The organism is Rathayibacter sp. AY1A5 (assembly GCF_002930875.1).
GTDB lineage: Bacteria > Actinomycetota > Actinomycetes > Actinomycetales > Microbacteriaceae > Rathayibacter.
In genome coordinates, this window is sequence record NZ_PSTM01000002.1 from 178218 (window position 1) to 200599 (window position 22382).

The window sequence follows — 22382 nt, forward strand, 5'->3', positions numbered from 1 at the left end:
CCGCCTCCCCAGCTCCCTCCCTGCAGCCCTTCTCCACAGTTCCCCGCACCCCCGGGGCGGCGTCGGAGGCGGCGGGTAGAGTTCCCCGGGTGACAGAGCCCACCGCGACAGCCCTCCCCGCCCCGCCGCTCGCCGACCCCTCGGCGGAGTCCCGCGGCGGCGTCCGGAGCGATGCGGCGAGCGGCGCCCCGGGATCCGGATCCTCCGAGGCGCAGGCGATCCTCGAGAAGGTCTTCGGCTACGGCTCCTTCCGCGGCGAGCAGCAGGCCATCGTCGAGCAGGTCATCGGAGGCGGTGACGCCGTCGTCCTCATGCCCACCGGCGGCGGCAAGTCGCTCTGCTACCAGATCCCCGCCATCGTGCGCCCCGGCACCGGCGTGGTCGTGTCCCCGCTCATCGCGCTGATGCAGGACCAGGTCGACGCCCTCCGCGCGAACGGCGTCCGCGCCGAGTTCCTCAACTCCACCCAGGACGCGGGCGAGCGCAGCCGCGTCGAGCGCGCCTACCTCGACGGCGAGCTCGACCTGCTCTACGTCGCCCCGGAGCGCCTGGGCAACGAGGGCATGAAGCAGTTCCTCGCCCGCGGCCGGATCGCCCTCTTCGCGATCGACGAGGCCCACTGCGTCAGCCAGTGGGGCCACGACTTCCGCCCCGACTACCTCGCACTGGGCGAGCTCGCCGAGCGCTGGCCCGACGTCCCGCGCATCGCCCTCACCGCGACCGCCACCGAGGCGACGCACCGCGAGATCACCTCGCGCCTGCACCTCGGCGCCGCCCGCCACTTCGTCTCGAGCTTCGACCGCCCGAACATCCAGTACCGGATCGTCAACAAGGTCGAGCCGCGCAAGCAGCTGATCGACTTCCTGCGGCGCGAGCACGCGCACGACGCGGGCATCGTCTACGCCCTCTCCCGCAAGAGCGTCGAGGCGACGGCCGAGGCGCTGCGCTCGGCGGGCTTCGACGCCGTCGCGTACCACGCGGGCCTCGACTCGCGGGTACGCGCCGCCGCCCAGTCGCGGTTCCTGCGCGAGGAGGGCGTCATCGTCTGCGCGACCATCGCCTTCGGCATGGGGATCGACAAGCCGGACGTGCGGTTCGTCGCACACATCGACCTGCCCAAGTCGGTCGAGGGCTACTACCAGGAGACGGGTCGCGCCGGCCGCGACGGACTGCCGTCCACCGCCTGGCTCGCCTACGGCCTGCAGGACGTGGTGCAGCAGCGCCGGATGATCGACGAGTCGCCGGGAGACCTGGCGCACCGTCGGCGGATGTCCGCGCACCTGGACGCGATGCTCGCGCTCTCCGAGACGGTCCAGTGCCGCCGGGTGAACCTGCTCGCCTACTTCGGCCAGGAGAGCACCGCCTGCGGCAACTGCGACACCTGCCTCGAGCCGCCCGCCTCCTGGGACGGCACGGTCGCGGCGCAGAAGTTCCTGTCGACGGTCGTCCGCCTCAAGCGCGAGCGCAACCAGCAGTTCGGCGCCGGTCACATCATCGACGTCCTCCGCGGCAAGACCACGCCGCGCACCACCCAGCACCAGCACGACGGCCTCGCCACCTGGGGCATCGGCGCCGAGCTCAGCGACACCCAGTGGCGCGGAGTCGCCCGCCAGCTCCTCGCCCAGGGCCTGCTCGGCGTCAACGACGACGGCTTCGGCACGCTCGTGCTCACGCCCGCGTCCGGCTCCGTCCTCAGCGGCGAGCGGAAGGTCGAGCTGCGGCAGGAGCCGGAGAAGCCGGCCCGCTCCAGCGGATCCTCCCGCTCCGGACGGTCCACCGTGGCCGAGCTGTCGGGCGAGGCTCAGCCGTTGTTCGAGCGGCTCCGGGAGTGGCGCGCCGCGCAGGCCCGCGCGCAGGCGGTCCCGGCCTACATCGTCTTCAACGACGCGACCCTCCGCGAGATCGCGACCGCCGAGCCGGCGACGATGGACGCGCTCAGCATCATCGGCGGCGTCGGCCAGAAGAAGCTGCTCACCTACGGCGAGGCCGTTCTCGCCGTCGTCGCGGGGGAGAGCCCCCAGATCGCCGTCCCGGAACCCGGTGAGGAGGCTCCCGCTCCCCGCCGCGCGCCGGCCGCCCGTGGCGGGTCGTCCCGCTCGCAAGGGGCGAAGCCCTCGTTCGGCCGCGAGTCGTCCGGTCCGCCGGTGTCCGCCGCTCAGCCGCCGGAGGACGACTGGGTGCCGCCGGACGAGCCCGACTGGGAGCCCGGCTGGGACAGCTACTGATCCGTCGCTGAGGCGCGCGGTTCACCACCCGCGACGGAGGTGGGCGCCGGCGCGGGCGGCCGTGTTCCGGGCTCCGCGTCGGCGATCGTGCCCATCTCGTCACCGACGCGAGCGTCCTCGGTCCGAGGCGTCGGCGAGCGCCCTCAGCCGCCCGCGCCCGTCGACGCCATCCACCCGCCGAGCAGCGTGCAGCAGAACGACACCGCGAGACCCGCCACCGGCACCCAGAACGCGATGCGCCGCCGCACCAGCAGCACGATCGAGACGACCAGCGCCGCGACGAACGGGACCCACACTCCTCCTGCGGCGAGGACCATCCCGCCCTCGATCAGGCCGATGTCGCAGGCGTTCGATCCGCCGCACGAGTCGCTGGCCATCGCGAAGAACAGCCCGAAGAACGACAGCAGCAGCGTCACCGCGGAGGCCACGAGGATCAGCACGATCGTCAGCACCAGGTCCCAGACGCGGACCGGGCGCCGATGCGGCACCCCGGATCCCGGCGCGGCCGGAGGCGCGGGAGGCGCGGCCGCGACGTCCACGGGCGGCGCACCCGGAGTCCCGGGAGGCGCGGGCGAGCCGACCACGGGCGGCCCGGCCGCCGGCTGTCGGGCGGGCGGAGGGGGAGGCAGCGGCGGCTCGCTCATGCCGAGAGACTAGCGAGGCGTCCTCCGGTGCGGCGTCCCTCCTCCGCAGAAGCAGCCCGCAGGGACAGTCCGTTCAGCACACGCACGAGCCGCCCCCTCCTCCGCTCCCGTCGCAGGGACAGCCCGTCCAGCGCACAGACGAGGCGCCCCGCCCCCGCCTGGTCGGTTCCGACAACGCGCTTCCGCCTCCGCCCGGCGCCGTTTGTGCCCGGGCGACGGAACGTTTCCGCCGCGCCGCCGCGCGACCTACCGTGCGAGGACCGCCTCCGCTGCCGCGCCCGTCGGCGCACGACGCACCGGGAGCGGCCCGAACCGCAGACGGTCGAAGGGACACGAACACCATGGTCAGCACCGCTCCCCACCCCCGCTCCGCCGCCGACGCCGCCGACCGGGCGGCCACCGGACGCACGCGGGCCCGGCGCTCCCGCTCGGGCTCCATCGCGCCCACGCCGCCGGTGGACTCCCTCGGCTCCGAGGTCGACGCGCGCCTGGACGAGGACGGCGCCCCCTCCGTCGACGTCGCCGCCCTCGGCGAGACCCTGCTCGGCGCCTGGCGCGAGCAGCGCCTCGCCAGCCGCGCCCTGACCGCCCGCCCCGAGCTGCACCGCACCGACGGCCTCCCGATGAAGGAGCACCGCCTCCGCGTCTCGGAGCAGATGCGCGTGCTCGCGGCCGAGGGCGGCGTGCACCGCGCCTTCCCGGTCGACCTCGGCGGCGAGGCCGACCACGGCGGCAACATCGCCGGCTTCGAGGAGCTGGTCACCGCCGACCCGTCGCTGCAGATCAAGTCCGGCGTGCAGTGGGGGCTCTTCGGCGCCGCGGTCCTGCACCTGGGCACCCGCCCGCACCACGAGAAGTGGCTGCCGGGGATCATGAGCCTCGAGATCCCGGGCGCCTTCGCGATGACCGAGACCGGGCACGGCTCCGACGTCGCGTCGATCGCCACGACCGCCACCTACGAGGACGGCGAGTTCGTGCTGCGGACGCCGTTCCGCGCGGCCTGGAAGGACTACCTCGGCAACGCGGCGGTGGACGGGCGCGCGGCGGTCGTCTTCGCGCAGCTGGTCACCCGCGGCGTGAACCACGGCGTTCACGCCTTCTTCGTCCCGATCCGCGACGAGCAGGGCGCGTTCCTGCCCGGCGTCGGCGGGGAGGACGACGGCCTCAAGGGCGGTCTGAACGGGATCGACAACGGCCGCCTCCACTTCGACGGGGTCCGCGTCCCGCGCGAGAACCTGCTGAACCGCTACGGCGACGTCGCCGCCGACGGCACCTACTCCTCGCCGATCGCGAGCCCGGGCCGCCGCTTCTTCACCATGCTCGGCACGCTGGTGCAGGGCCGCGTCTCGCTCGACGGAGCCTCGGTCGCCGCGGCGAAGATCGCGCTGACGGTCGCCGTCACCTACGGCGACCAGCGCCGCCAGTTCACCGGCGGCGGCGAGCGGGAGGAGGTGCTGCTCGACTACCAGCGGCACCAGCGCCGCCTCCTGCCGCGCCTGGCCACCACCTACGCCGCCGCCTTCGCGCACGAGAAGCTGCTGACGGCGTTCGACGAGGTCTTCTCCGGCGCGAACGACACCGAGCAGTCGCGGCAGGACCTCGAGACCCTCGCCGCGGGGCTGAAGGCGCTCTCGACCTGGCACGCTCTCGACACGCTGCAGGAGGCGCGCGAGGCCTGCGGAGGCGCGGGCTTCCTCGCGGAGAACCGGCTCACGCAGCTGCGCGCCGACCTCGACGTGTACGCGACCTTCGAGGGCGACAACACCGTGCTCCTCCAGCTGGTCGCCAAGCGCCTGCTGACCGACGTCGGACGCCGCTTCAAGGGCGCCCAGCCCGCGGAGCTGGCGCGGTACGCCGCCTCGCAGGTCGCGGGGGCGACCGTCGACAACTCGGGTCTGCGCCGTCTGGCCCAGGTCGTCGCCGATCGCGGATCGACGGCCCGCTCGGTCGGCCAGCTGCGGGAGGACGAGCGCGAGCTGCTCACCGGCCGCGTCGAGAGCATGGTCGCGGGGATCGCCTCACGGCTGCGCCCGGCGTCGAAGCTGCCCTCCGACGAGGCGGCCCGCCTGTTCAACGCGCACCAGAGCGAGCTCATCGAGGCGGCGCGCGCGCACGCCGAGCTGTTGCAGTGGGAGGCGTTCACGGAGGCGCTCGCCGGCGTCGAGGACGCGGGCACGCGCACCGTCCTCACCTGGCTCCGCGACCTGTTCGGCCTGGGCCTGATCGAGAAGCACCTCGACTGGTACCTCATCCACGGGCGCCTGTCGTCGCAGCGAGCGGTCGCGGTGACGTCCTACATCGACCGGCTGCTCGCCCGCATCCGCCCGCACGCCGCCGACCTGGTCGCGTCGTTCGGCTACGGGCCCGAGCACGTGCGCGCGGCGATCGCGACCGGCGCCGAGGCGGAGCGCCAGGAGGAGGCGCACGCCTGGTACGAGGCCGCCCGCGCCTCCGGCACCCTCCCCACTCCGGAGAAGCGCCGCTGAGCCCCTCCTCGAGATGCCGCTCCGGTAAGGGACACGTCGCGCGAGGCGCACCGGAGTGGCATCCCGTGGCGACAGGACGGGGAGGGGCGCGTCAGGACGCGAGGAACGCCAGCGCCTGGTCGCGCTCGGCGCGCAGCTCGAGCACGGACTCGTCGATCCGAGCGCGGGAGTGCGCGTCGATCTCGAGCCCCTCGATGATCCGCCACTCGCCGTCGACGGAGCGGACCGGGAACGAGGAGATCAGCCCCTCCTCCACCCCGTAGGAGCCGTCCGACTCGACGGCGGCCGAGGTCCAGGACGTGCCGTCGACCCAGTCGCGCACGTGGTCGATCGCGGCGGAGGCGGCGGACGCGGCCGAGGAGGCTCCGCGGACCTCGATGATCTCGGCGCCGCGCTTGGCGACCCGCGGCTCGAACTCCGTGTGCAGCCACTCGGCGTCGACCAGCTCGGGCACCGGACGTCCGCCGACGGTGGCGTGCGTCGCGTCGGGGTACTGCGAGGCGGAGTGGTTGCCCCAGATCGCGACGCCCTCGATCGCGTCGACGGGGGCGTCGAGCTTCGCGGCGAGCTGCGCGACCGCCCGGTTGTGGTCGAGTCGCGTCATCGCGGTGAAGCGGCCGGCAGGGATGTCCGGGGCGCTGCGCCGCGCGATCCAGGCGTTGGTGTTGGCCGGGTTGCCGACGACCAGCACGCGGATGTCGGAGGCGGCGTGCGCGTTCAGCGCGGCGCCCTGGGGTCCGAAGATGCCCGCGTTCGCGGCGAGCAGGTCGGCGCGCTCCATGCCCGCGCTGCGCGGCCGGGCGCCCACGAGGAGGGCGACGCTCGCGCCGTCGAACGCGGCGGCCGGGTCGTCCGTCGCCTCGATCCCGCGGAGGAGGGGGAAGGCGCCGTCCTGCAGCTCGAGCGCCGTGCCCGCGGCCGCGCGGAGGCCGGAGGGGATCTCGAGCAGGTTCAGGCGGACGGGGACGTCCGGCCCGAGGAGCTGACCCGAGGCGATGCGGAACAGGAGCGCGTAGCCGATGGCGCCTCCCGCTCCCGTGACCGTGACCGTGACCGGAGTGCGCTGCTGGTTCATGCGCCGAGCGTATTCCCGCCGGCTGGGGGAGGGGGAGGAATCAGCCGGACGGCGGGCCCTCGGCGGGAGGCGCCGTCGACCCGCGGAGCACGAGCTTGTTGCGCAGCCGCACGTGCTGCTCGGCCACGCTCCCGCCGTCGATCAGCGTCAGGAGCGCCCGGGCGGCCGCGCGCCCCACGCGGTGCAGCGGCTGCCTCACCGTCGTGAGCGCGGGGACCACCCGGGAGGCGTCGGGCACGTCGTCGTAGCCCACGACCGAAAGCTGCCCCGGCACCGAGAGGCCCAGCGCCCGGGCCGCCTCGATCACGGCGATGGCGGAGGCGTCGTTCGCGGCGAGGACCGCCGTCGGGCGGTCGGGCAGCAGCAGCAGCTCGTGGGCGGCGGCGAGGGAGGGGTCGTGCCGGTAGTAGCCGACCCGTACGAGCGCGGGGTCGTAGGGGAGGCCGGCGTCCGCGAGCGCCCGCTGGTAGCCGGCGCCGCGCCGGTGCGACGACTCCAGGTCGGGGCGGCCCGCGACGAAGCCGATGCGGCGGTGGCCGAGCCCGATCAGGTGGCTGGTCGCCAGCTGCGCTCCGCCGAAGTCGTCGGTCGCCACCGAATGCAGCTCGGTCTGCGCGGTCAGCGGATCCACGACGACGAGCGGCAGGTCCGACGAGGGGATCACGCCGGAGGGAGTCACCAGGATCGCCCCCGCTACGTGCGCCTCGGTGAGGCGCCGCAGGGACTCCTGCTCCCAGCCCGCCCGGCCCCGGCGGCTCGCCCCGCTGCCGGCGAGGAGATCGAACCGGGTCCCCCGCAGCGCCGTCGCCACTCCCTGCAGCACCTCCGTGCCGAACGGCTCGAAATCGCCCAGGAGCACGCCGATGACACCCGAGCGCTCCGCGCACTCCGTCGTCACGACCTCCTGCTCGGCCTCCGCCGTCGCCGCCCCTGCGGACATCCTCGTCCCCTCCCGCCGTCCCCGCCCGGCCGCGGCGGAACGCGGTGATCGCCTCGCTGCGCTGCTCCGGACGGTTGAGAACACGTCCTTGCAATCGGGAATGTTCCCGGTAACATTGCCCGCAAGACTAGCTGAGGGAAAGCTCAGCAGTCGAGAGAGACGAGTATCGGGCAGCCTTTCTCCCCTCAGTGCTGAGGGGGTCGAGAGCTGGAGCTCGCGTGGCCACGCTGTGGAAGCCGCCGCGCACGAGCCGTCCGCCGCTCTCCGCGCGTCCTGCGCTCCAGGCGCGGCCGAACGCCCCTCGGGCTGCGCCGCGCTCCGTCCTCTCGCGGCCTCGGGCCGCGCCACCACTCCGCGCCGTCCGGCGCTCGACCTGATCGGCGACGATGCCGATCGAGTGAGGAACACCATGTCCACGCGACGCACCCCCCGACCCCTCTGGCTCGTCCGCTCGGGCGCCGCTCTCGCCGGCTGCCTGCTCCTGTCCGGCGTCGCCGCCGCGGCCGCGGCCGCCGACACCGAGTACGGCTCCGACGACGTCGACGTGAACGTCAGCATCGAGGAGCTGGAGCAGCCCGGCGCCCTCTCGATGTCGATCGACGGCACCTCCGCCACGCTCACAGAGGAGGGCTCCACCCCGACCGTGCGCGCGTTCACCGGGCAGCTGCCCGACGTGACCGTGACGGACACCCGGACCGTCGACGAGATCCCGGCCGGAGCCGGCTGGTACGTCCTCGGCTCGGCGAGCGCCTTCACCGGCGACGCGGACCAGGAGGACATCTCCTCCGACCACCTCGGCTGGACGCCCGTCCTCGTGGACGGCGGCGAGTCGGGCCTCGTGTCCGAGGGCGACCCGGTCGACACGATCCTCGACGAGGGCGCCGACGCCGTGGGGCTGTTCGACCAGGAGCTGCTCGCGCTGTCGCTCGACTCGCAGGAGACCGCGACGGACGGGTCCTGGACCGTGTCCGCGGGCCTCACCCTGAAGACCGAGGCCGACGTCGCCCCCGGCGACTACTCCTCCGTCCTGACGCTGTCGCTGTTCGAATGACCCCGATGCGCGCAGTCGCCTCCACGGCGATCGGCGCCCTCCTCGCGGCGGGCCTGCTCGCCTCCGGCGCGGCTCCGGCGACCGCGGCCGGCGCGTGGTCGCCGAAGGCCTCCTACACGTCGACGGACCGCGGCGACGGCACCTACTCCGTGCCGCTGCTGAACGCCGACGTGCCCGACGTCAGCGTCGAGCGCGTGCCCGCGTCCGAGAACGACGAGGGCCGCGACATCTACTACATGATCAGCACCACGATGCACCTCAGCCCGGGCGCCCCGATCATGAAGTCCTACGACCTCGTCAACTGGGAGATCGTCAACTACGTCTTCGACCGGCTCGAGATCGGCGACCGCTTCTCGCTCCGCAACGGGCAGAACTCCTACGGCAACGGCCAGTGGGCCTCGTCGCTGCGGTACCACGACGGCCGCTACTACGCGGTCTTCAACACCAACAACCTCGGCGGCTCCTACCTCTACTCGACCGACGACATCGAGGACGGAGCCTGGACCCGCACAGCCCTCGGCCGCGCCTTCCACGACCCGTCGCTCTTCTTCGACGACGCGGACGGCGGCACGCCGTACATCTTCTACGGCTCCGGATCCACCAGCGCCGTGAAGCTGAGCGAGGACCTGACGACCGTCGTCGCCGAGTACCCGAACATCCTCCGCACCTCGGACTACCCGGGAGCCGGCTACCTCGGCGGCCTGTTCGAGGGCGCGCAGGTGCAGTACATCGACGGGCAGTACTACATCGTCATCATCACCTGGCCCTCGGGCCAGGGCCGCCAGGTGGCGCTGTTCCGCTCGTCCGAGCTGCTGGGCCGCTACGCGACCGCCGACGGCAGCAACCCCTACGAGGGCAGGGGCGTGCTGAACTCCAGCGGGTTCGCCCAGGGGAGCCTCGTGCCGATCGCGAAGGAGGACGGCTCGACCGCCTGGCACGGCATGTTCTTCCGCGACAGCTTCCCGACCGGCCGCATCCCCGGGCTCATCCCGGCGACGTGGAAGGACGGCTGGCCGACGTTCGGGACGAACGGCTCGGTGCCGGTGGGCGGGAGCTTCCCGAAGCCGATCCGCCTCAGCCCCGAGGAGGAGCTGTTCGAGCGGCAGAAGAGCATCGTCGTCTCGGACGACTTCGACAACGACGCCCCGGCGAAGGCCTACCAGGACGAGTCGTGGACGATCCCGCCCGCGCCCGCCTACGACGCGTCGCTGCTCGGCGTGCAGCTGCTCCAGAACCCGGGAGCGGAGTCGGGGACGGCGCCGTGGGCAGGCCAGTTCGGCGCGACGCTGTCGGCCGACACGACCGACCCGGCGTCCGGCACCGCCGCGCTCCGCGTGGGCACCCGCACGCTCAACGGCTCCGGCCCGAGCCAGGTGCTGGCGAACAAGCTGCAGCGCGGCGTGACCTACACCGTGTCCGCGAAGGTGAAGTACACGACCGGCCCCGCGTCGGTCCGCTTCAACCTCTGCGCCGACTTCGGCGCGGGACCCGTGACGATGGCCTCCGCCGCCGTCACGCAGGGGCAGTGGACGACGATCACGGGGACCTACACGGTGCCCGAGACCGCGAACGTCGGCAGCGTGAAGTTCGCCGTCGAGACGCCGTGGGGCAACCCGCAGCCGGCGTCCTCGAGCACCGAGTACCTGCTCGACGACGTCTCGCTCGTCGGCGCCGCCCCCACCCTCGAGCGCCCGACGGCCGCCGAGATCCAGCCGAACGGCTCGACCCTCGCCCTCCCCTGGCAGTGGAACCACGCCCCCGACAACCGCTACTGGTCGCTGACCGAGCGCGAGGGCTGGCTCCGCCTCACCAACGGGAAGGTGCTCAGCGGAACGGCCGCGCACACGCGTCTCTCGGGCTCGCCCGAGATGACGTACCTGGAGGAGGCGCGCAACACGCTCTCCCAGCGCATCGTGGCTCCGAAGCAGTCGGCGGAGGCGGCGTTCGACGTCTCCGGGATGAAGGACGGCGACGTCGCCGGCCTCGCGGCCTACAACCGCGGCTTCTCGTACGTCGCGGTCAAGCGCGTGGACGGCGTCACCACCGTCGGCGTCGTGAACCGCAGCCAGCCGTTCGCGACCACGTTCGATCAGGCGGCCGTCGAGTCCTTCCTCCCCGGCACCACCGCCGCCCTCGGCGACGCCTCGCAGGTGCGCCTGAAGGCCGATCTCGAGCTCTCGGCTCCGGCCGGACAGCTCTGGACGACCTTCTCGTACAGCCTCGACGGGACGAGCTGGACGAAGCTCGGCAGCCGCGTCGGCCCGCAGACCCTCGACGGTCAGCTCACGCACTTCATGGGCCACCGCCTCGGGCTGTTCAGCTACGCGACGAAGACCGCCGGCGGCCACGTCGACGTCGACGAGTTCCTCCTGAGCGACACCCTCTCCTCGGAGGGGAAGGCGCTCGACCGCTCGCAGCTCGACGCGGCCGTCGCCCACGCGGCGACGCTCCGCTCCGACGACTACCCGGCCGACGCCTGGTCCGACCTCCAGTCGGTCCTCGCGAAGGCGCAGGCGGTCGGCACCGCGGGATCGCAGAACCAGATCGACGCCCCGGAGCGCGCGCTCAGCTACCAGCTGGCGCGCCTCGGGACGCTGAAGGAGGCGTCGCTCGACGTGACCGCCGCCGCCGCGACCCGCTGCATCGCGGGGAAGGTCGTCGTGACCGTGCGGGCGACCAACGCCGACGACGTGCCCGTCGCCCTCCGGATGGAGAGCGCCTCCGGCACGAAGACGGTCGCCGCGCTCGCACCCGGCGCCACGACGAGCCACGCCTTCACCACGCGGGCGGCCTCGGTCCCCGCCGCCGAGGTGGTCGTGACCGCGACCGCCACCCTCGACGGCGAGCCGGTGACGACCACGGTGAGAGCGCCCCACCCGGCCGCGTCCTGCGGCTGAGCACCCCGGGGGCGGCCCGCGCGGCCGCCCCCGCCCCCGAACGCGTCAGCGGCACCCGTCGCCGACGATCTCCTGCACGACACGATCAAGGAGGATCCGTGAGATCACCACAACGAGAAGCCGCTCCGAAGGGGCGGTTGCGGCTGAGGCTGCTGGCCACGGCCGCGCTGACCGCGCTCCTGGTGGCACCCTTCGCCGCCCAGACCTCGTCCGCCGCTGAGGCGGAGCTCATCGTCAACGGCGGCTTCGAGAGCGGCATCAGCAGCTGGTTCGTCAACAACGGCAACGCCGCCGACGCCGGCACCATCGCGACGACCACGGACGCGCGCACCGGCACCGCCGCAGCGCTCGTCACCGGCCGCACGACCACCGGCGCGGGCGCCATGCAGGACCTCAGCGGCAAGGTCGTCGCCGGCCAGACCTACCAGGTCAAGGCGCAGATCAAGTACGAGAACGCCGCGAGCCCCGCGACCAAGCAGTTCTTCGCCACCATGCACTACGGCGGAGGCACCTACACGAACCTCGCGAGCGTCACCGCCACGAAGGGGCAGTGGGCGACGATCAACGGATCGTTCACCATCCCCGCCGGGCAGAGCGTCGCGACCGCGCGCCTCTTCTTCGAGACGCCGTGGACCGCGACTCCCTCGGCCGCGCCCGAGACGCATCTCATGGACTACAAGCTCGACGACGTCTCGCTGGTCGGAGCGGCGCCGCCCGCGCCCGCCTCGCGCACCATCGAGGTCGTGGGCAAGATCCCGGGCGACCACAACCCGCTCATGGGCTGGAAGTTCGGCGCCGACGGCTTCGGCTTCGTCGAGAACGGCCGCGTGTACATGTACATGACGAACGACACCCAGGGCTACGCTCCGAACCCCGCCACGGGCGTCTCGGCGGGCATCGACTACGGCAAGATCAACCAGATCACCGTGATCTCCTCGGACGACCTCGTCAACTGGACCGACCACGGCGAGATCCAGGTCGCCGGCTCCACCGGAGTCGCGCCCTACACCGGCAACTCGTGGGCTCCCGGCATGGCGAAGAAGACCGTGAACGGCGTCGACAAGTACTTCCTCTACTACGCCAACGGCGGCGGCTCCAGCAACGTGATCACCGGCGACTCGCCGGTGGGCCCGTGGACCAGCCAGCGCACCTCCACGCTCATCAACGCGTCCACCCCGGGCGCCGAGGCGGTCGCGTGGAAGTTCGACCCGGCACCGCTCGTCGACGACGACGGCCAGGGCTACCTGTTCTTCGGAGGCGGACCCGCCTCGACCGCGCTCCCCGCGGCCGAGCGCTTCAACAACCCGAAGAACATCCGCGTGATCGAGCTCGGCGACGACATGATCTCGACCCAGGGCACCTCGGCCGTCGTGGACGCGCCCGTCGCGTTCGAGGCGGCCCAGGTGTTCAAGCGCCAGGACAAGTACTACCTCTCGTACTCGTCCCACTTCGGCGGCAACGACTTCGGCGGCAACCAGACCCGCGAGCCCGGCTACCCGGGCGGCGGTGAGATCGGCTACATGATCTCGGACGACCCGATGTCCTGGCCCAAGGAGAACTACGCCGGCGTGATGTTCCCGAACCAGAGCCGCTTCTTCGGAGCCGGCACCGGCGGCAACAACCACCAGTCGGTCTTCGAGCTGGGCGGCAAGTACTACTTCACCTACCACGCGCCGACGCTCAACAAGCGGATCAACGGCGACACCACCCAGGGGTACCGCAGCCCGCACATCCAGGAGCTGCAGTTCAACGCCGACGGCACGGTGCAGCAGGTGGTCGGCGACTACAAGGGCGTCGACCAGGTGAAGGACTTCGATCCGTACCGCACCTTCCCGGCCGAGACCATCGGCTGGAGCAAGGGCATCGCGACGGCGCCGCTCGGCACCCCCGCCGCGGGCGCGACCCAGAACCTCGTGCTGAAGGACCTCGACAACGGCGACTGGACCGCGCTGTCGGCCGTCGACTTCGGGGACACCGGAGCCGCGACGTTCACCGCGAAGGCCAAGGCGCTGCAGGCCGGCGGCACCGTCACCGTCCGCCTCGACTCCGAGACCGGGCCCGTCGCGGGCACCGTCGCGGTGAACGGGACGACCGGTGAGTGGACCGACGTCAGCGCCGCGCTGACCGGAGCGACGGGAGTGCACGACGTGTACTTCAGCTACTCCGGACCCTCGGGCGACCTGTTCGAGCTCGACACCTTCGCCTTCACCGAGGGCGAGGCTGCTCCGGCGCTCGACATCACGGCGAGCGCTGCGACCCGCTGCATCGCGGGCAAGGCGATCGTCACCGTCCAGGCGAGCAACGGCTCCGACGTCCCCGTCGGCGTGACCTTCACGTCGATGTCCGGCACGAAGTCGTTCACCTCGGTGGCGCCCGGCAAGACCGTGTCGCACGCCTTCACCACCCGTCAGGCGAACCTGCCCGCCGGTGCGGTGACCGTCGAGGCCACGGCCACGATGAACGGCGCCCCCGTCGAGACGGAGGTGAGCGCTCCGTACGCGGCGCGCCCGTGCTCGTAGCGCACGGCTGAACCACCGGGGAGCGCCCCCGGCCCAGCGGGGCCAGGGGCGCTCCTGCGCGTGCGGGGATCTCGATGCGCCCCTCCGGGGCTGCTCGATCAGCATGTTCGCCGTACTGCTGGTCGAGCAGCGGCGCCTCGAGACCCCAGCTCGGTCAGCGGGCGTCGGCCAGGCGCATCGTTCCGCCGGCCTGGGCGGCGAAGGCGCGGGCGGTCGCCGCGATGGTGCGCTGCATGACCCGCGCCGCGGCGGTCGGCGCGAGGTCCGCCGGGCGCGCGAGGCTGATCGTCCGGGTCAGGGTGGGCTTCTCGAGCGTCGGCTCCTCGAGGCGGATCGAGCGCAGCCCCGGGCGCCCCTGCAGCACCATCGCCGGGACGACCGCGACGCCGAGGCCCCGCTCGGCGAAGCGCAGCACCGCGTCCATCTCGGCGCCCTCCAGCACCACGTCCGGCTCCAGGCCCGCGGCGGCGAACGCGGCGTCGGTCGTGCGGCGCAGGTCGTAGCTGGAGTTGAAGACGATCTGCGGGAGGCGGGCGACCGCCGCCAGGTCGAGCGCACCGGTCGCGGCGAGGGGAGGCTCCGCGGCGGAGGAGACCACGACGAGCTCCTCGACGAGCAGCGGCGTCACCGTGAAGGCGCCGGGAGCGGCCGCGGTCGAGGTCGTCACCAGCGCCAGGTCGAGCTCGCCCCGTGCCAGCCGGTCGAAGAGGCTCCGCGACCCGTCCTCGGCGAGGTGCAGCTCCACGGCGGGATGCGCGGAGTGGAACGCGTGCAGCACCTCCGCGACGAGGCTGATGCAGAGCGTCGGCGTCGCGCCGAACCGCACCCGGCCGCGCTCGAGTCCGGCCAGCTCGGCCAGCTCGCGGCGCACCGATCCGGCGTCGGCGAGCATGCGCCGGGCGAGCGGCAGCAGCAGCTCCCCGGCCGGTGTGAGGGTGCTGCCGGAACGCGCCCGGTGGAAGAGCTCGGAGCCGAGGTCCTGCTCCAGCGCGGCGATCCGGCGGCTCAGCGAGGGCTGCGCGAGATGCAGCTCCTCGGCGGCGCGGGTGAAGCTGCCGAGGCGGGCGACCTCGACGAATCCGGTGAGCTGCTCGAGATCCATATGCATACCCTATGCGCATGGCCGTGCCCAGCATTATGCATTGGAGTAATCGAAGCGCCGTGCCTAGCGTGGAGGCATGGCCACTTCAGAGACCACCGCACCGGAGCGCCGGATCTCCACCTCAGTCCTCGTCATCGGCACCGGCGGATCGGGCCTGCGCGCCGCGATCGAGCTCGCCGAGGCGGGCGTCGACGTCCTCGCACTCGGCAAGCGCTCGAAGTCGGACGCGCACACCTCCCTCGCTGCCGGCGGCATCAACGCCGCCCTCGCCACGATGGACCCCGACGACAGCTGGCAGCAGCACGCGGCCGACACCATCACCGAGTCCTACCAGCTCGCCAACCCGCACACGGTCGAGATCGTCACCTCCAACGCCGCCCGCGGCATCCAGGACCTCGAGCGCTACGGCATGCCGTTCGCCCGCGAGGACGACGGCCGCATCTCGCAGCGCTTCTTCGGCGCGCACACCTACCGCCGGACCGCCTTCGCGGGCGACTACACCGGCCTCGAGATCCAGCGCACGCTCGTCAACCGGGCCGCCCAGCTCGAGATCCCGATCCTGGACACCGTGTACGTCACGCGCATCCTCGTCAACGAGGACGGAGCCGTGTTCGGCGCCTACGGCTTCGACCTCGTCGACGGCACCCGCTACCTGATCCACGCGGATGCGGTGATCCTCGCCGCGGGCGGGCACAACCGCATCTGGCGCCGCACCTCCTCCCGCCGGGACGAGAACACGGGCGACTCGTTCCGCCTGGCCGTCGAGGCCGGCGGGCGGCTGCGCGACCCGGAGCTGGTCCAGTTCCACCCGTCGGGCATCATCGAGCCCGAGAACGCGGCGGGCACGCTGATCTCCGAGGCCGCGCGCGGCGAGGGCGGCATCCTCCGCAACGGCCTCGGCGAGCGCTTCATGGGCAAGTACGACGCCGAGCGCCTCGAGCTCTCGACCCGCGACCGCGTCGCCCTCGCCTGCTACACCGAGATCAAGGAGGGTCGCGGCACGCCGAACGGCGGGGTCTGGCTCGACGTCTCGCACCTGCCGCGCGAGACGATCATGACCCGGCTGCCGCGGGTGTACCAGACGATGCTCGAGCTGCAGATGCTCGACATCACGAAGGACCCGATCGAGATCGCGCCCACGGCGCACTACTCGATGGGCGGGGTCTGGGTGCGCTCGGACGACCACAGCACCGACGTCCCCGGGCTCTACGCGATCGGAGAGGCCTCCAGCGGACTGCACGGCGCCAACCGCCTCGGCGGCAACTCGCTGATCGAGCTGCTGGTGTTCGGCCGGATCGTCGGGCAGGCGGCGGCGGAGTACTCCGCCTCGCTGACCGCCCAGACCCGCTCGGCCGCGTCCGTTCAGGTCGCCCGCGACGAGATCGCCGGCCTGCTCGCGGCCGACGGCACCGAGAACGTCCGCGCCCTGCAGCGCGCGATCCGCAACACGATGACCGAGCACGCCGGAGTCGTCCGCGACGAGGAGGGCCTGCTCGCCGGGCTCGCCGAGCTGGACGCGATCGAGGCGCGCATCGCCGACATCGGCGTGCACCCGGACATCGCCGGCTTCCAGGACCTCGCCCACGCCTTCGACCTCAAGTCGGCCGCGATGGCCGCGCGGGCCACCCTCGAGGCAGCGCTCGAGCGCCGGGAGAGCCGCGGCTGCCACAACCGCAGCGACTACCCGGACATCGACCCGGCCCTCCAGGTGAACCTCGTCTGGTCGCCCTCCACGGGGATCACGCGCGAGGAGATCCCCGCGGTGCCGGAGGAGATCCAGGCGCTGATCAGCGGCGAGGTCGCCACCGCGGGCAAGCTGCTCGAGTAGCAGGAACCGCGACGGCACGACGCCGGTCGCCCTCACCGCCTGCTCGCCGGGCACCACCGGCGCCCAGGCGCCCCCCGGGATCCTCCTGGGGACCACGGACAAGGTCACCGCCCTGGATCCCGCCGGCTCCTGGGATCTCGGCTCGGCGACGCTTCAGAACCAGGTCTTCTCCTGGCTGCTGACCTCCGCCCCCGGATCGACGGATCCCGTGCCGGACCTCGCGGCCTCGGCCGAGTTCACCGACCCGACCCACTACCGCGTCGCCCTGCGCGAGGACGCCGCCTTCGCCAACGGCAATCCGCTCACCGCCTCGGACGTGGTCTTCACCTTCGAGCGCCAGGTGGCGATCGCCGCTCCGAACGGCCCCTCGTCGCTGCTCTCGGACATGGTCTCGGTCGAGGCGGAGGACGACTCCACCGTCGTCTTCACACTGGCCACCCCGGACAACGCCCTCTGGCCCCAGATCCTCACCAGCCCCGCCGCCGCGATCGTCGACGAGGACGTCTTCTCGGCCGACTCCCTCACCACCGACGACGACATCGTCGCCGGCGACGCCTTCAGCGGGCAGTACTCCATCACGAGCTACACGCTGAACTCGCTCGTGCAGCTCACCCGCAACGACTCCTACGACGGCCTCCTCGGCGCCGCCGCCAACGAGTCCGTGATCGTCCGCTACTACGCGGACGAGAGCAACCTCAAGCTCGACATCCAGCGCGGCGAGATCGCGGTCGCCTACCGCACGCTGAACGCGACCGACACCGAGGACCTCCGCGGCGAGGAGGGCCTGACGGTGCACTCCGGTCCCGGTGCCGAGATGCGCTTCCTGGTCTTCAACCCCGAGACCATGCCCTACGGCTCCGCCACCTCCGAGGCCGACGCCGACAAGGCGCTCGCCGTCCGCACCGCCGTCGCCGACCTGATCGACCGCGACGAGCTGTCGGACCAGGTCTACAAGGGCACCTACGCGCCGGTCTACTCGATCGTCCCCAGCGCCCTGACCGGATCGACGCCGGCGTACGAGCAGGCCTTCGGCGACGGGAGCGGCGGTCCCAGCGCGGACGAGGCCGCCGCCGCGCTCCAGGCGGCCGGGATCACCGGTCCCGTCGACCTCAAGCTGCAGTACAACACCGACCACTACGGCTCCAGCACCTCGGACGAGTACGCGCTCATCAAGAACCAGCTCGAGCGCAGCGGGCTGTTCACGGTCGACCTGCAGTCGACGGAGTGGACGCAGTACGTGAAGGAGAAGTCGACCTCCTACCCGCTCTACCAGCAGGGCTGGTTCGCGGACTACCCGGACTCGGACAACTACCTGAACCTGCTCTACGGCACCGACGAGGCCCCCTCCATCCTCGGCGCCGCCGTGAAGGACGACGCCTACAACGAGGTCGTGCTGCGCGAGCGGAGCCTGGCCCCCGGCGACGAGCGCACCGCGGCGATCGAGGAGGCGCAGCGCCTCGCGGCGGAGAAGGCGATCACCGCGCCGCTCCTCGAGGGCACGGAGACCGTCATCGCCTCCTCCACGATCTCGGGCATCGACGACACGCTCGACGGCTCCGGTCGGTTCCGCTTCGGGCTGCTCCGGAGCGAGTGATCGGGACGCGCTGATCGGCCGGACGGGCCGCGGCGCCGCAGAGGGGGAGACCCTCGGCGGCCGCCGCGGCCCGTCCGTGCGTCCGGGGGTGGCTCTGCGAGGACGGCTCTGCGAGGACGGGGCACCCGGATCGATCAGCGCGCCAGCGCCGCCAGCTCCGCCCGGGTGCGGGCCCCGGCCTTGCGCAGCAGGTTCGACACGTGGAACTTCACGGTGTTGCCGCTGATGCCGAGGTCGTCCGCGATCCGCTGGTTCGAGGCGCCGAGCGTGATCAGGTTCAGCACCTCCCGCTCGCGGGCGCTGAGCTCGGCGAGGTCGAGCCCGTCGGGCTGCGCCGGCGGATCGAGGGGGAGGCGGATCGACAGGGTCGACCCCCAGCCCGCGGTCGACGCGACCGAGAGCTCCCCGTCGAGCCCGCGGACGCGCTCGGCGATCGGGCGCAGGGCGTCGTCGCGGGTCGTCAGCTCGCCCCGGCCGTCGTCGCGGATCTCGATGAGCAGGTTGAGCCCGTCGCAGTCCCACTGGATCCGCACCCGGCGCGTCTGCTCCGACTCCACGAAGGCCAGCACGGCGCTCCGCACGATCGCGCGGGCCGCGTGCGCCACCTCGCCGGGGAGGGCGCGCCCGGTGGCGGGCGGCTCGACGAACTGCACGTCGAGGTCGCCGAAGCGCACGAGCGGACGCAGGTCACTCCGGAGCCGCGCGAACGCGCCCACGACGGGCTCCAGCATCGCGCTGCGCTGCTCGTCCGAGGCGGTGCGCAGCTCGACCAGGGCGTTCGCGGCGATGTCGATCGCGATGGTGCGGGCCGCACGGTCGTCGAGGCGCTCGGCGCGCAGGGCGGCGAGCACCGACTCCAGCGCCACCGCGTGCCGGTCGGCCTGCTCGGCCACTGTGCGGGCGTGCTGCTGCAGCAGGGTGCGGGAGGCGGGGGACTCGGCGGGATTCATCCCCCGAACCTACCCGTCCTACCCGCGAGCGGCACCGCCCACCCGATCGGGTAGGTGGGCCTCCTCGATCAGGTGGCGCGCGGATCCGGTCGCCGGGCGCACTGTGGACCCATGCCCGCTGACGACCGCACCACCGACCCCGCAGAGGCGCTCGCCGTGATCGCCGCCGAGGTGTCCGCCGCGACCGCCTCGCTGACGACCGACCGGCTCGAGCCCGTCCTCGAGCTGCTCGCCGGCGCCGACCGCGTCTTCGTCCACGGCGCCGGCCGCTCCGGCCTCGCCCTGCGGATGACCGCCATGCGCCTCATGCACCTCGGACTCGTGGTGCACGTAGTCGGCGACGTGACGACCCCGGCGATCCGCGGCGGCGACGTGCTGCTCACCGCGAGCGGCTCCGGCACCACCGGGGGCATCGTCCGCGCCGCGCAGGCCGCCGTCGACGCCGGAGCGCGGGTCGCGGCGATCACGACCGCCGCCGACTCCCCGCTGGCCGGGCTCGCCTCCGCCGTGGTGGTCGTGCCCGCCGCCGACAAGCTCGACCGCTCCGGCGCCGCCTCGGCGCAGTACTCCGGCGGGCTCTTCGAGCAGGTCGTCGTGCTCACCGGCGACGCCCTGTTCCACGCGCTCTGGCAGCGCCGCGGCGACAGCGCCGACGAGCTCTGGCCGCGCCACGCGAACCTCGAATGACCCGACTCCCCACCTCGACAGGAAGAAGAACCCCGTGAAGCTCCAGTTCGCCATGGACACCCTCAGCACCGACGCCGCCCTCGAGCTCGCCGCTGCCGCCGCCCCGCACGTCGACATCCTCGAGCTGGGCACCCCGCTCATCAAGAGCGCCGGCCTCTCCGCCATCACCGCCATCAAGGAGGCGCACCCCGACAAGACGGTCTTCGCCGACCTCAAGACGATGGACGCGGGCGAGCTCGAGGCCGACATGGCCTTCGCGGCCGGCGCCGACCTCGTGACGGTCCTCGGCGTCGCCGGCGACAGCACCATCGCCGGCGCGATCGCCGCCGGGAGGAAGCACGGCAAGGGCGTCGTCGTCGACCTCATCGGCGTGCCCGACAAGGCCGCCCGCGCCCGCGAGGTCGTCGCCCTCGGCGCCGAGTTCGTCGAGATGCACGCCGGTCTGGACGAGCAGGCAGAGGAGGGCTTCACCTTCGAGACCCTGCTGCGCGACGGCGAGTCCTCCGGCGTGCCGTTCTCGGTCGCGGGCGGCGTGAGCACCGCCACCATCGAGTCGGTGCAGCGCGCCGGCGCCCTCGTGGCCGTCGCGGGCGGGGCCATCTACGGCGCCCCGGACGTCGGCGAGGCCGCCGCGGCCCTCCGCGCCGCCATCGTCTGACCCGTCGGCGCCGCCGCCCCCGAGGCCCGCTGATCCGGGTCGCGAGGGCGGCGGCGCCCGCGTCCGCGCGGGAGGCGGCAGCGCATCCCCGCCGGACGCCCGGCCCCTCTCGACTCGCCGACGGCGCGGTCCTACAGTGGCTGCGACGACCCTCGACTCCCGCCGCGGGACCGACGGCGCCGTCGCGAGCGGAGGGAAGCCGTGTCCTCGACCGCCCCCGTGCCCGGACCCGCCGTCGACGCCTCGACGAGGCTCCGCGACTTCCACCAGATCCTCCTCAACACCGCCGTCGCGAACGTGACGACGAGCTTCCTCTGGTTCGCGCTCACGTTCTGGGTGTACCTCGAGACGCGCTCCGTCCTGGCGACCGGGATCATCGGCGGCGCCTACATGCTGCTCGTCGCGGTCTTCGCGATGGCCTTCGGCACGATCGTGGACCGGCACCGCAAGTTCCGCGTCATGGTGTTCGCCGGCGCGGTCACGCTGGTGTCCTTCGGCGTCGCGGGCGGTCTCTTCCTCGCGCTGCCCGAGGCGGCGCTCCTGGACTTCCGCGCCCCCTGGTTCTGGGTGTTCTCGGGCACGATCCTCTTCGGCGCCGTCATCGAGAACATGCGCAACATCGCCCTGTCCACGACGGTGACCCTGCTGGTCCCGGTGGAGGGGCACGCCCGCGCGAACGGCCTCGTCGGCACGGTGCAGGGCCTCGCCTTCGTGGTGACGAGCGTCTTCAGCGGGCTCGCCATCGGCCTGCTCGGCATGGGGTGGACGCTGGTGATCGCGATCGGCCTCTCCGCCGCCGCGCTCCTGCACCTCCTCTTCCTGCGCATCCTGGAGGACCGGCCCGCGCCGACGGGGGAGAGGGCGCCGCTGATCGATCTCCGCGGCAGCATCACCGCGGTGCGGGCGGCGACCGGGCTGTTCGCGCTCATCGTCTTCTCGACGTTCAACAACCTGATCGGCGGCGTCTACATGGCGCTGATGGACCCGTACGGCCTCGAGCTGTTCCCGGTCGAGCTGTGGGGCGTGGTGCTCGGAGTGACGGCGAGCGGCTTCGTCATCGGCGGTCTGCTCGTCGCGAGGTTCGGTCTCGGGAGGAACCCGATCCGGACGATGCTGCTGCTCGTGATGGCGATGGGCCTGATCGGCGCGGTCTTCACCCTCCGCGACTGGTGGTGGCTCTACGCCGGCGGCATCTGGATCTACATGACCCTGATCCCGGCGGTCGAGGCCGCCGAGCAGACGGTGATCCAGAAGGTCGTCCCCTTCGAGACCCAGGGGCGCGTCTTCGGCTTCGCGGCGGCGTTCGAGTCGGCCGCCGCTCCGATCACGTCGTTCCTCATCGCCCCGATCGCCGAGTTCGCGCTCATCCCGTACATGGAGTCGCCGGCCGGGCGCTCGGCGTTCGGCGGGCTGCTCGGCGACGGCATCGGCCGGGGGATCGCGCTGGTGTTCCTGGTCGGCGGAGTCGTCATGATCATCGCGGCCGGCGCGGCGATGCTCACCCGCTCCTACCGCGTCATGTCGGCGCAGTACCTGCGGGAGGCCGCGGCGAGCGGGGAGGCGGAGCCCGTCGGCACGGAGGCGCCGGAGACGCACCGGACCGCGCCGAGCACCGTCGAGCAGAACCGCTAGCGCCCGCAGACGCCGCCCGTCATGCGCCTCCGGGGGGGTCCGGCGGACCGGACGGCGCGGACACGAGGAAGACGTGCCGGACGCCCCCTCCCCA

General features: G+C 72.8%; 15 protein-coding genes. 10 read left to right on the top strand and 5 right to left on the bottom strand.

Annotated elements, in window-relative coordinates; genetic code table 11:
- Nucleotides 1–89: 89 nt before the first annotated feature.
- On the top strand, nt 90–2225 hold the full coding sequence (gene recQ, locus C5B98_RS02110) for a DNA helicase RecQ (RefSeq protein WP_181065436.1): 2136 nt from the start codon (nt 90–92) through the stop codon (nt 2223–2225).
- Nucleotides 2226–2368: 143 nt separating this feature from the next.
- Here recQ and C5B98_RS16795 read toward each other — a convergent pair whose 3' ends face one another.
- Entirely contained in the window at nt 2369–2869 is a 501-nt protein-coding gene (locus tag C5B98_RS16795) for a DUF6264 family protein (RefSeq protein ID WP_219814424.1), read from the bottom strand.
- Nucleotides 2870–3210: 341 nt separating this feature from the next.
- Between C5B98_RS16795 and C5B98_RS02120 the strand changes: the two genes are divergently transcribed.
- Nucleotides 3211–5355 (top strand): acyl-CoA dehydrogenase, encoded by a 2145-nt coding sequence (locus C5B98_RS02120; protein ID WP_104327225.1) that lies wholly within the window; start codon nt 3211–3213, stop codon nt 5353–5355.
- Nucleotides 5356–5446: 91 nt separating this feature from the next.
- Here the strand turns inward: C5B98_RS02120 and C5B98_RS02125 are convergent, their stop codons facing one another.
- Both C5B98_RS02125 and C5B98_RS02130 read right to left on the bottom strand, forming a co-directional pair.
- Nucleotides 5447–6430, bottom strand: coding sequence for a malate dehydrogenase (locus tag C5B98_RS02125; protein ID WP_104224379.1), 984 nt, complete (start codon nt 6428–6430; stop codon nt 5447–5449).
- A gap of 40 nt (nt 6431–6470) precedes the next feature.
- Complete coding sequence (locus C5B98_RS02130; RefSeq protein WP_104226034.1) at nt 6471–7370, bottom strand: LacI family DNA-binding transcriptional regulator; 900 nt, start codon at nt 7368–7370, stop codon at nt 6471–6473.
- 409 nt (nt 7371–7779) lie between these two features.
- On the opposite strand from C5B98_RS02130, the gene C5B98_RS02135 reads away from it, so the two are divergent.
- The 3 genes from C5B98_RS02135 (at nt 7780) to C5B98_RS02145 (ending at nt 13837) form a co-directional block, all read left to right on the top strand.
- Nucleotides 7780–8421, top strand: a complete 642-nt coding sequence (locus C5B98_RS02135) for a hypothetical protein (protein ID WP_104224406.1) — start codon at nt 7780–7782, stop codon at nt 8419–8421.
- A 5-nt stretch (nt 8422–8426) separates the two neighbouring features.
- Nucleotides 8427–11318, top strand: a complete 2892-nt coding sequence (locus C5B98_RS02140) for a family 43 glycosylhydrolase (protein ID WP_258063413.1) — start codon at nt 8427–8429, stop codon at nt 11316–11318.
- Between the two features lie 98 nt (nt 11319–11416).
- A complete protein-coding gene (locus C5B98_RS02145) occupies nt 11417–13837 on the top strand; it encodes a family 43 glycosylhydrolase (protein ID WP_219814425.1) in 2421 nt (806 codons plus the stop codon).
- 154 nt (nt 13838–13991) lie between these two features.
- Here the strand turns inward: C5B98_RS02145 and C5B98_RS02150 are convergent, their stop codons facing one another.
- Nucleotides 13992–14945: a LysR family transcriptional regulator gene (locus tag C5B98_RS02150; RefSeq protein WP_104327228.1), complete on the bottom strand. Its 954-nt coding sequence runs from the start codon at nt 14943–14945 to the stop codon at nt 13992–13994.
- Between the two features lie 70 nt (nt 14946–15015).
- Here C5B98_RS02150 and C5B98_RS02155 point away from each other — a divergent pair, with 70 nt between their 5' ends.
- Both C5B98_RS02155 and C5B98_RS02160 read left to right on the top strand, forming a co-directional pair.
- Nucleotides 15016–16767 carry an L-aspartate oxidase gene (locus tag C5B98_RS02155; RefSeq protein WP_104327229.1) on the top strand — a complete coding sequence of 584 codons (1752 nt, stop codon included), beginning with the start codon at nt 15016–15018 and terminating at the stop codon, nt 16765–16767.
- 208 nt (nt 16768–16975) lie between these two features.
- On the top strand, nt 16976–18361 hold the full coding sequence (locus tag C5B98_RS02160) for an ABC transporter substrate-binding protein (RefSeq protein WP_258063414.1): 1386 nt from the start codon (nt 16976–16978) through the stop codon (nt 18359–18361).
- A 134-nt stretch (nt 18362–18495) separates the two neighbouring features.
- Here C5B98_RS02160 and C5B98_RS02165 read toward each other — a convergent pair whose 3' ends face one another.
- On the bottom strand, nt 18496–19311 hold the full coding sequence (locus tag C5B98_RS02165; protein WP_104327231.1) for a response regulator transcription factor family protein: 816 nt from the start codon (nt 19309–19311) through the stop codon (nt 18496–18498).
- A 111-nt stretch (nt 19312–19422) separates the two neighbouring features.
- Here C5B98_RS02165 and hxlB point away from each other — a divergent pair, with 111 nt between their 5' ends.
- The 3 genes from hxlB (at nt 19423) to C5B98_RS02180 (ending at nt 22288) form a co-directional block, all read left to right on the top strand.
- Nucleotides 19423–19998 (top strand): 6-phospho-3-hexuloisomerase, encoded by a 576-nt coding sequence (gene hxlB, locus C5B98_RS02170; protein ID WP_104249685.1) that lies wholly within the window; start codon nt 19423–19425, stop codon nt 19996–19998.
- A gap of 34 nt (nt 19999–20032) precedes the next feature.
- Nucleotides 20033–20656: a 3-hexulose-6-phosphate synthase gene (gene hxlA, locus C5B98_RS02175; protein WP_104224387.1), complete on the top strand. Its 624-nt coding sequence runs from the start codon at nt 20033–20035 to the stop codon at nt 20654–20656.
- A 201-nt stretch (nt 20657–20857) separates the two neighbouring features.
- Nucleotides 20858–22288 (top strand): MFS transporter, encoded by a 1431-nt coding sequence (locus tag C5B98_RS02180; protein WP_104327232.1) that lies wholly within the window; start codon nt 20858–20860, stop codon nt 22286–22288.
- The last annotated feature ends 94 nt before the right edge of the window (nt 22289–22382 follow it).

Excerpts from the sequence above, each read along its gene's own strand:
- C5B98_RS02125 (WP_104224379.1), bottom strand. The coding sequence starts at position 6,430 with ATGAACCAGCAGCGCACTCCGGTCACGGTCACGGTCACGGGAGCGGGA.
- C5B98_RS02165 (WP_104327231.1), bottom strand. The coding sequence starts at position 19,311 with ATGAATCCCGCCGAGTCCCCCGCCTCCCGCACCCTGCTGCAGCAGCAC.
- C5B98_RS16795 (WP_219814424.1), bottom strand. The coding sequence starts at position 2,869 with ATGAGCGAGCCGCCGCTGCCTCCCCCTCCGCCCGCCCGACAGCCGGCG.
- C5B98_RS02140 (WP_258063413.1), top strand. The coding sequence starts at position 8,427 with ATGCGCGCAGTCGCCTCCACGGCGATCGGCGCCCTCCTCGCGGCGGGC.
- C5B98_RS02120 (WP_104327225.1), top strand. The coding sequence starts at position 3,211 with ATGGTCAGCACCGCTCCCCACCCCCGCTCCGCCGCCGACGCCGCCGAC.
- hxlB (WP_104249685.1), top strand. The coding sequence starts at position 19,423 with ATGCCCGCTGACGACCGCACCACCGACCCCGCAGAGGCGCTCGCCGTG.
- C5B98_RS02155 (WP_104327229.1), top strand. The coding sequence starts at position 15,016 with ATGGCCACTTCAGAGACCACCGCACCGGAGCGCCGGATCTCCACCTCA.
- C5B98_RS02150 (WP_104327228.1), bottom strand. The coding sequence starts at position 14,945 with ATGCATATGGATCTCGAGCAGCTCACCGGATTCGTCGAGGTCGCCCGC.
- C5B98_RS02135 (WP_104224406.1), top strand. The coding sequence starts at position 7,780 with ATGTCCACGCGACGCACCCCCCGACCCCTCTGGCTCGTCCGCTCGGGC.
- C5B98_RS02130 (WP_104226034.1), bottom strand. The coding sequence starts at position 7,370 with ATGTCCGCAGGGGCGGCGACGGCGGAGGCCGAGCAGGAGGTCGTGACG.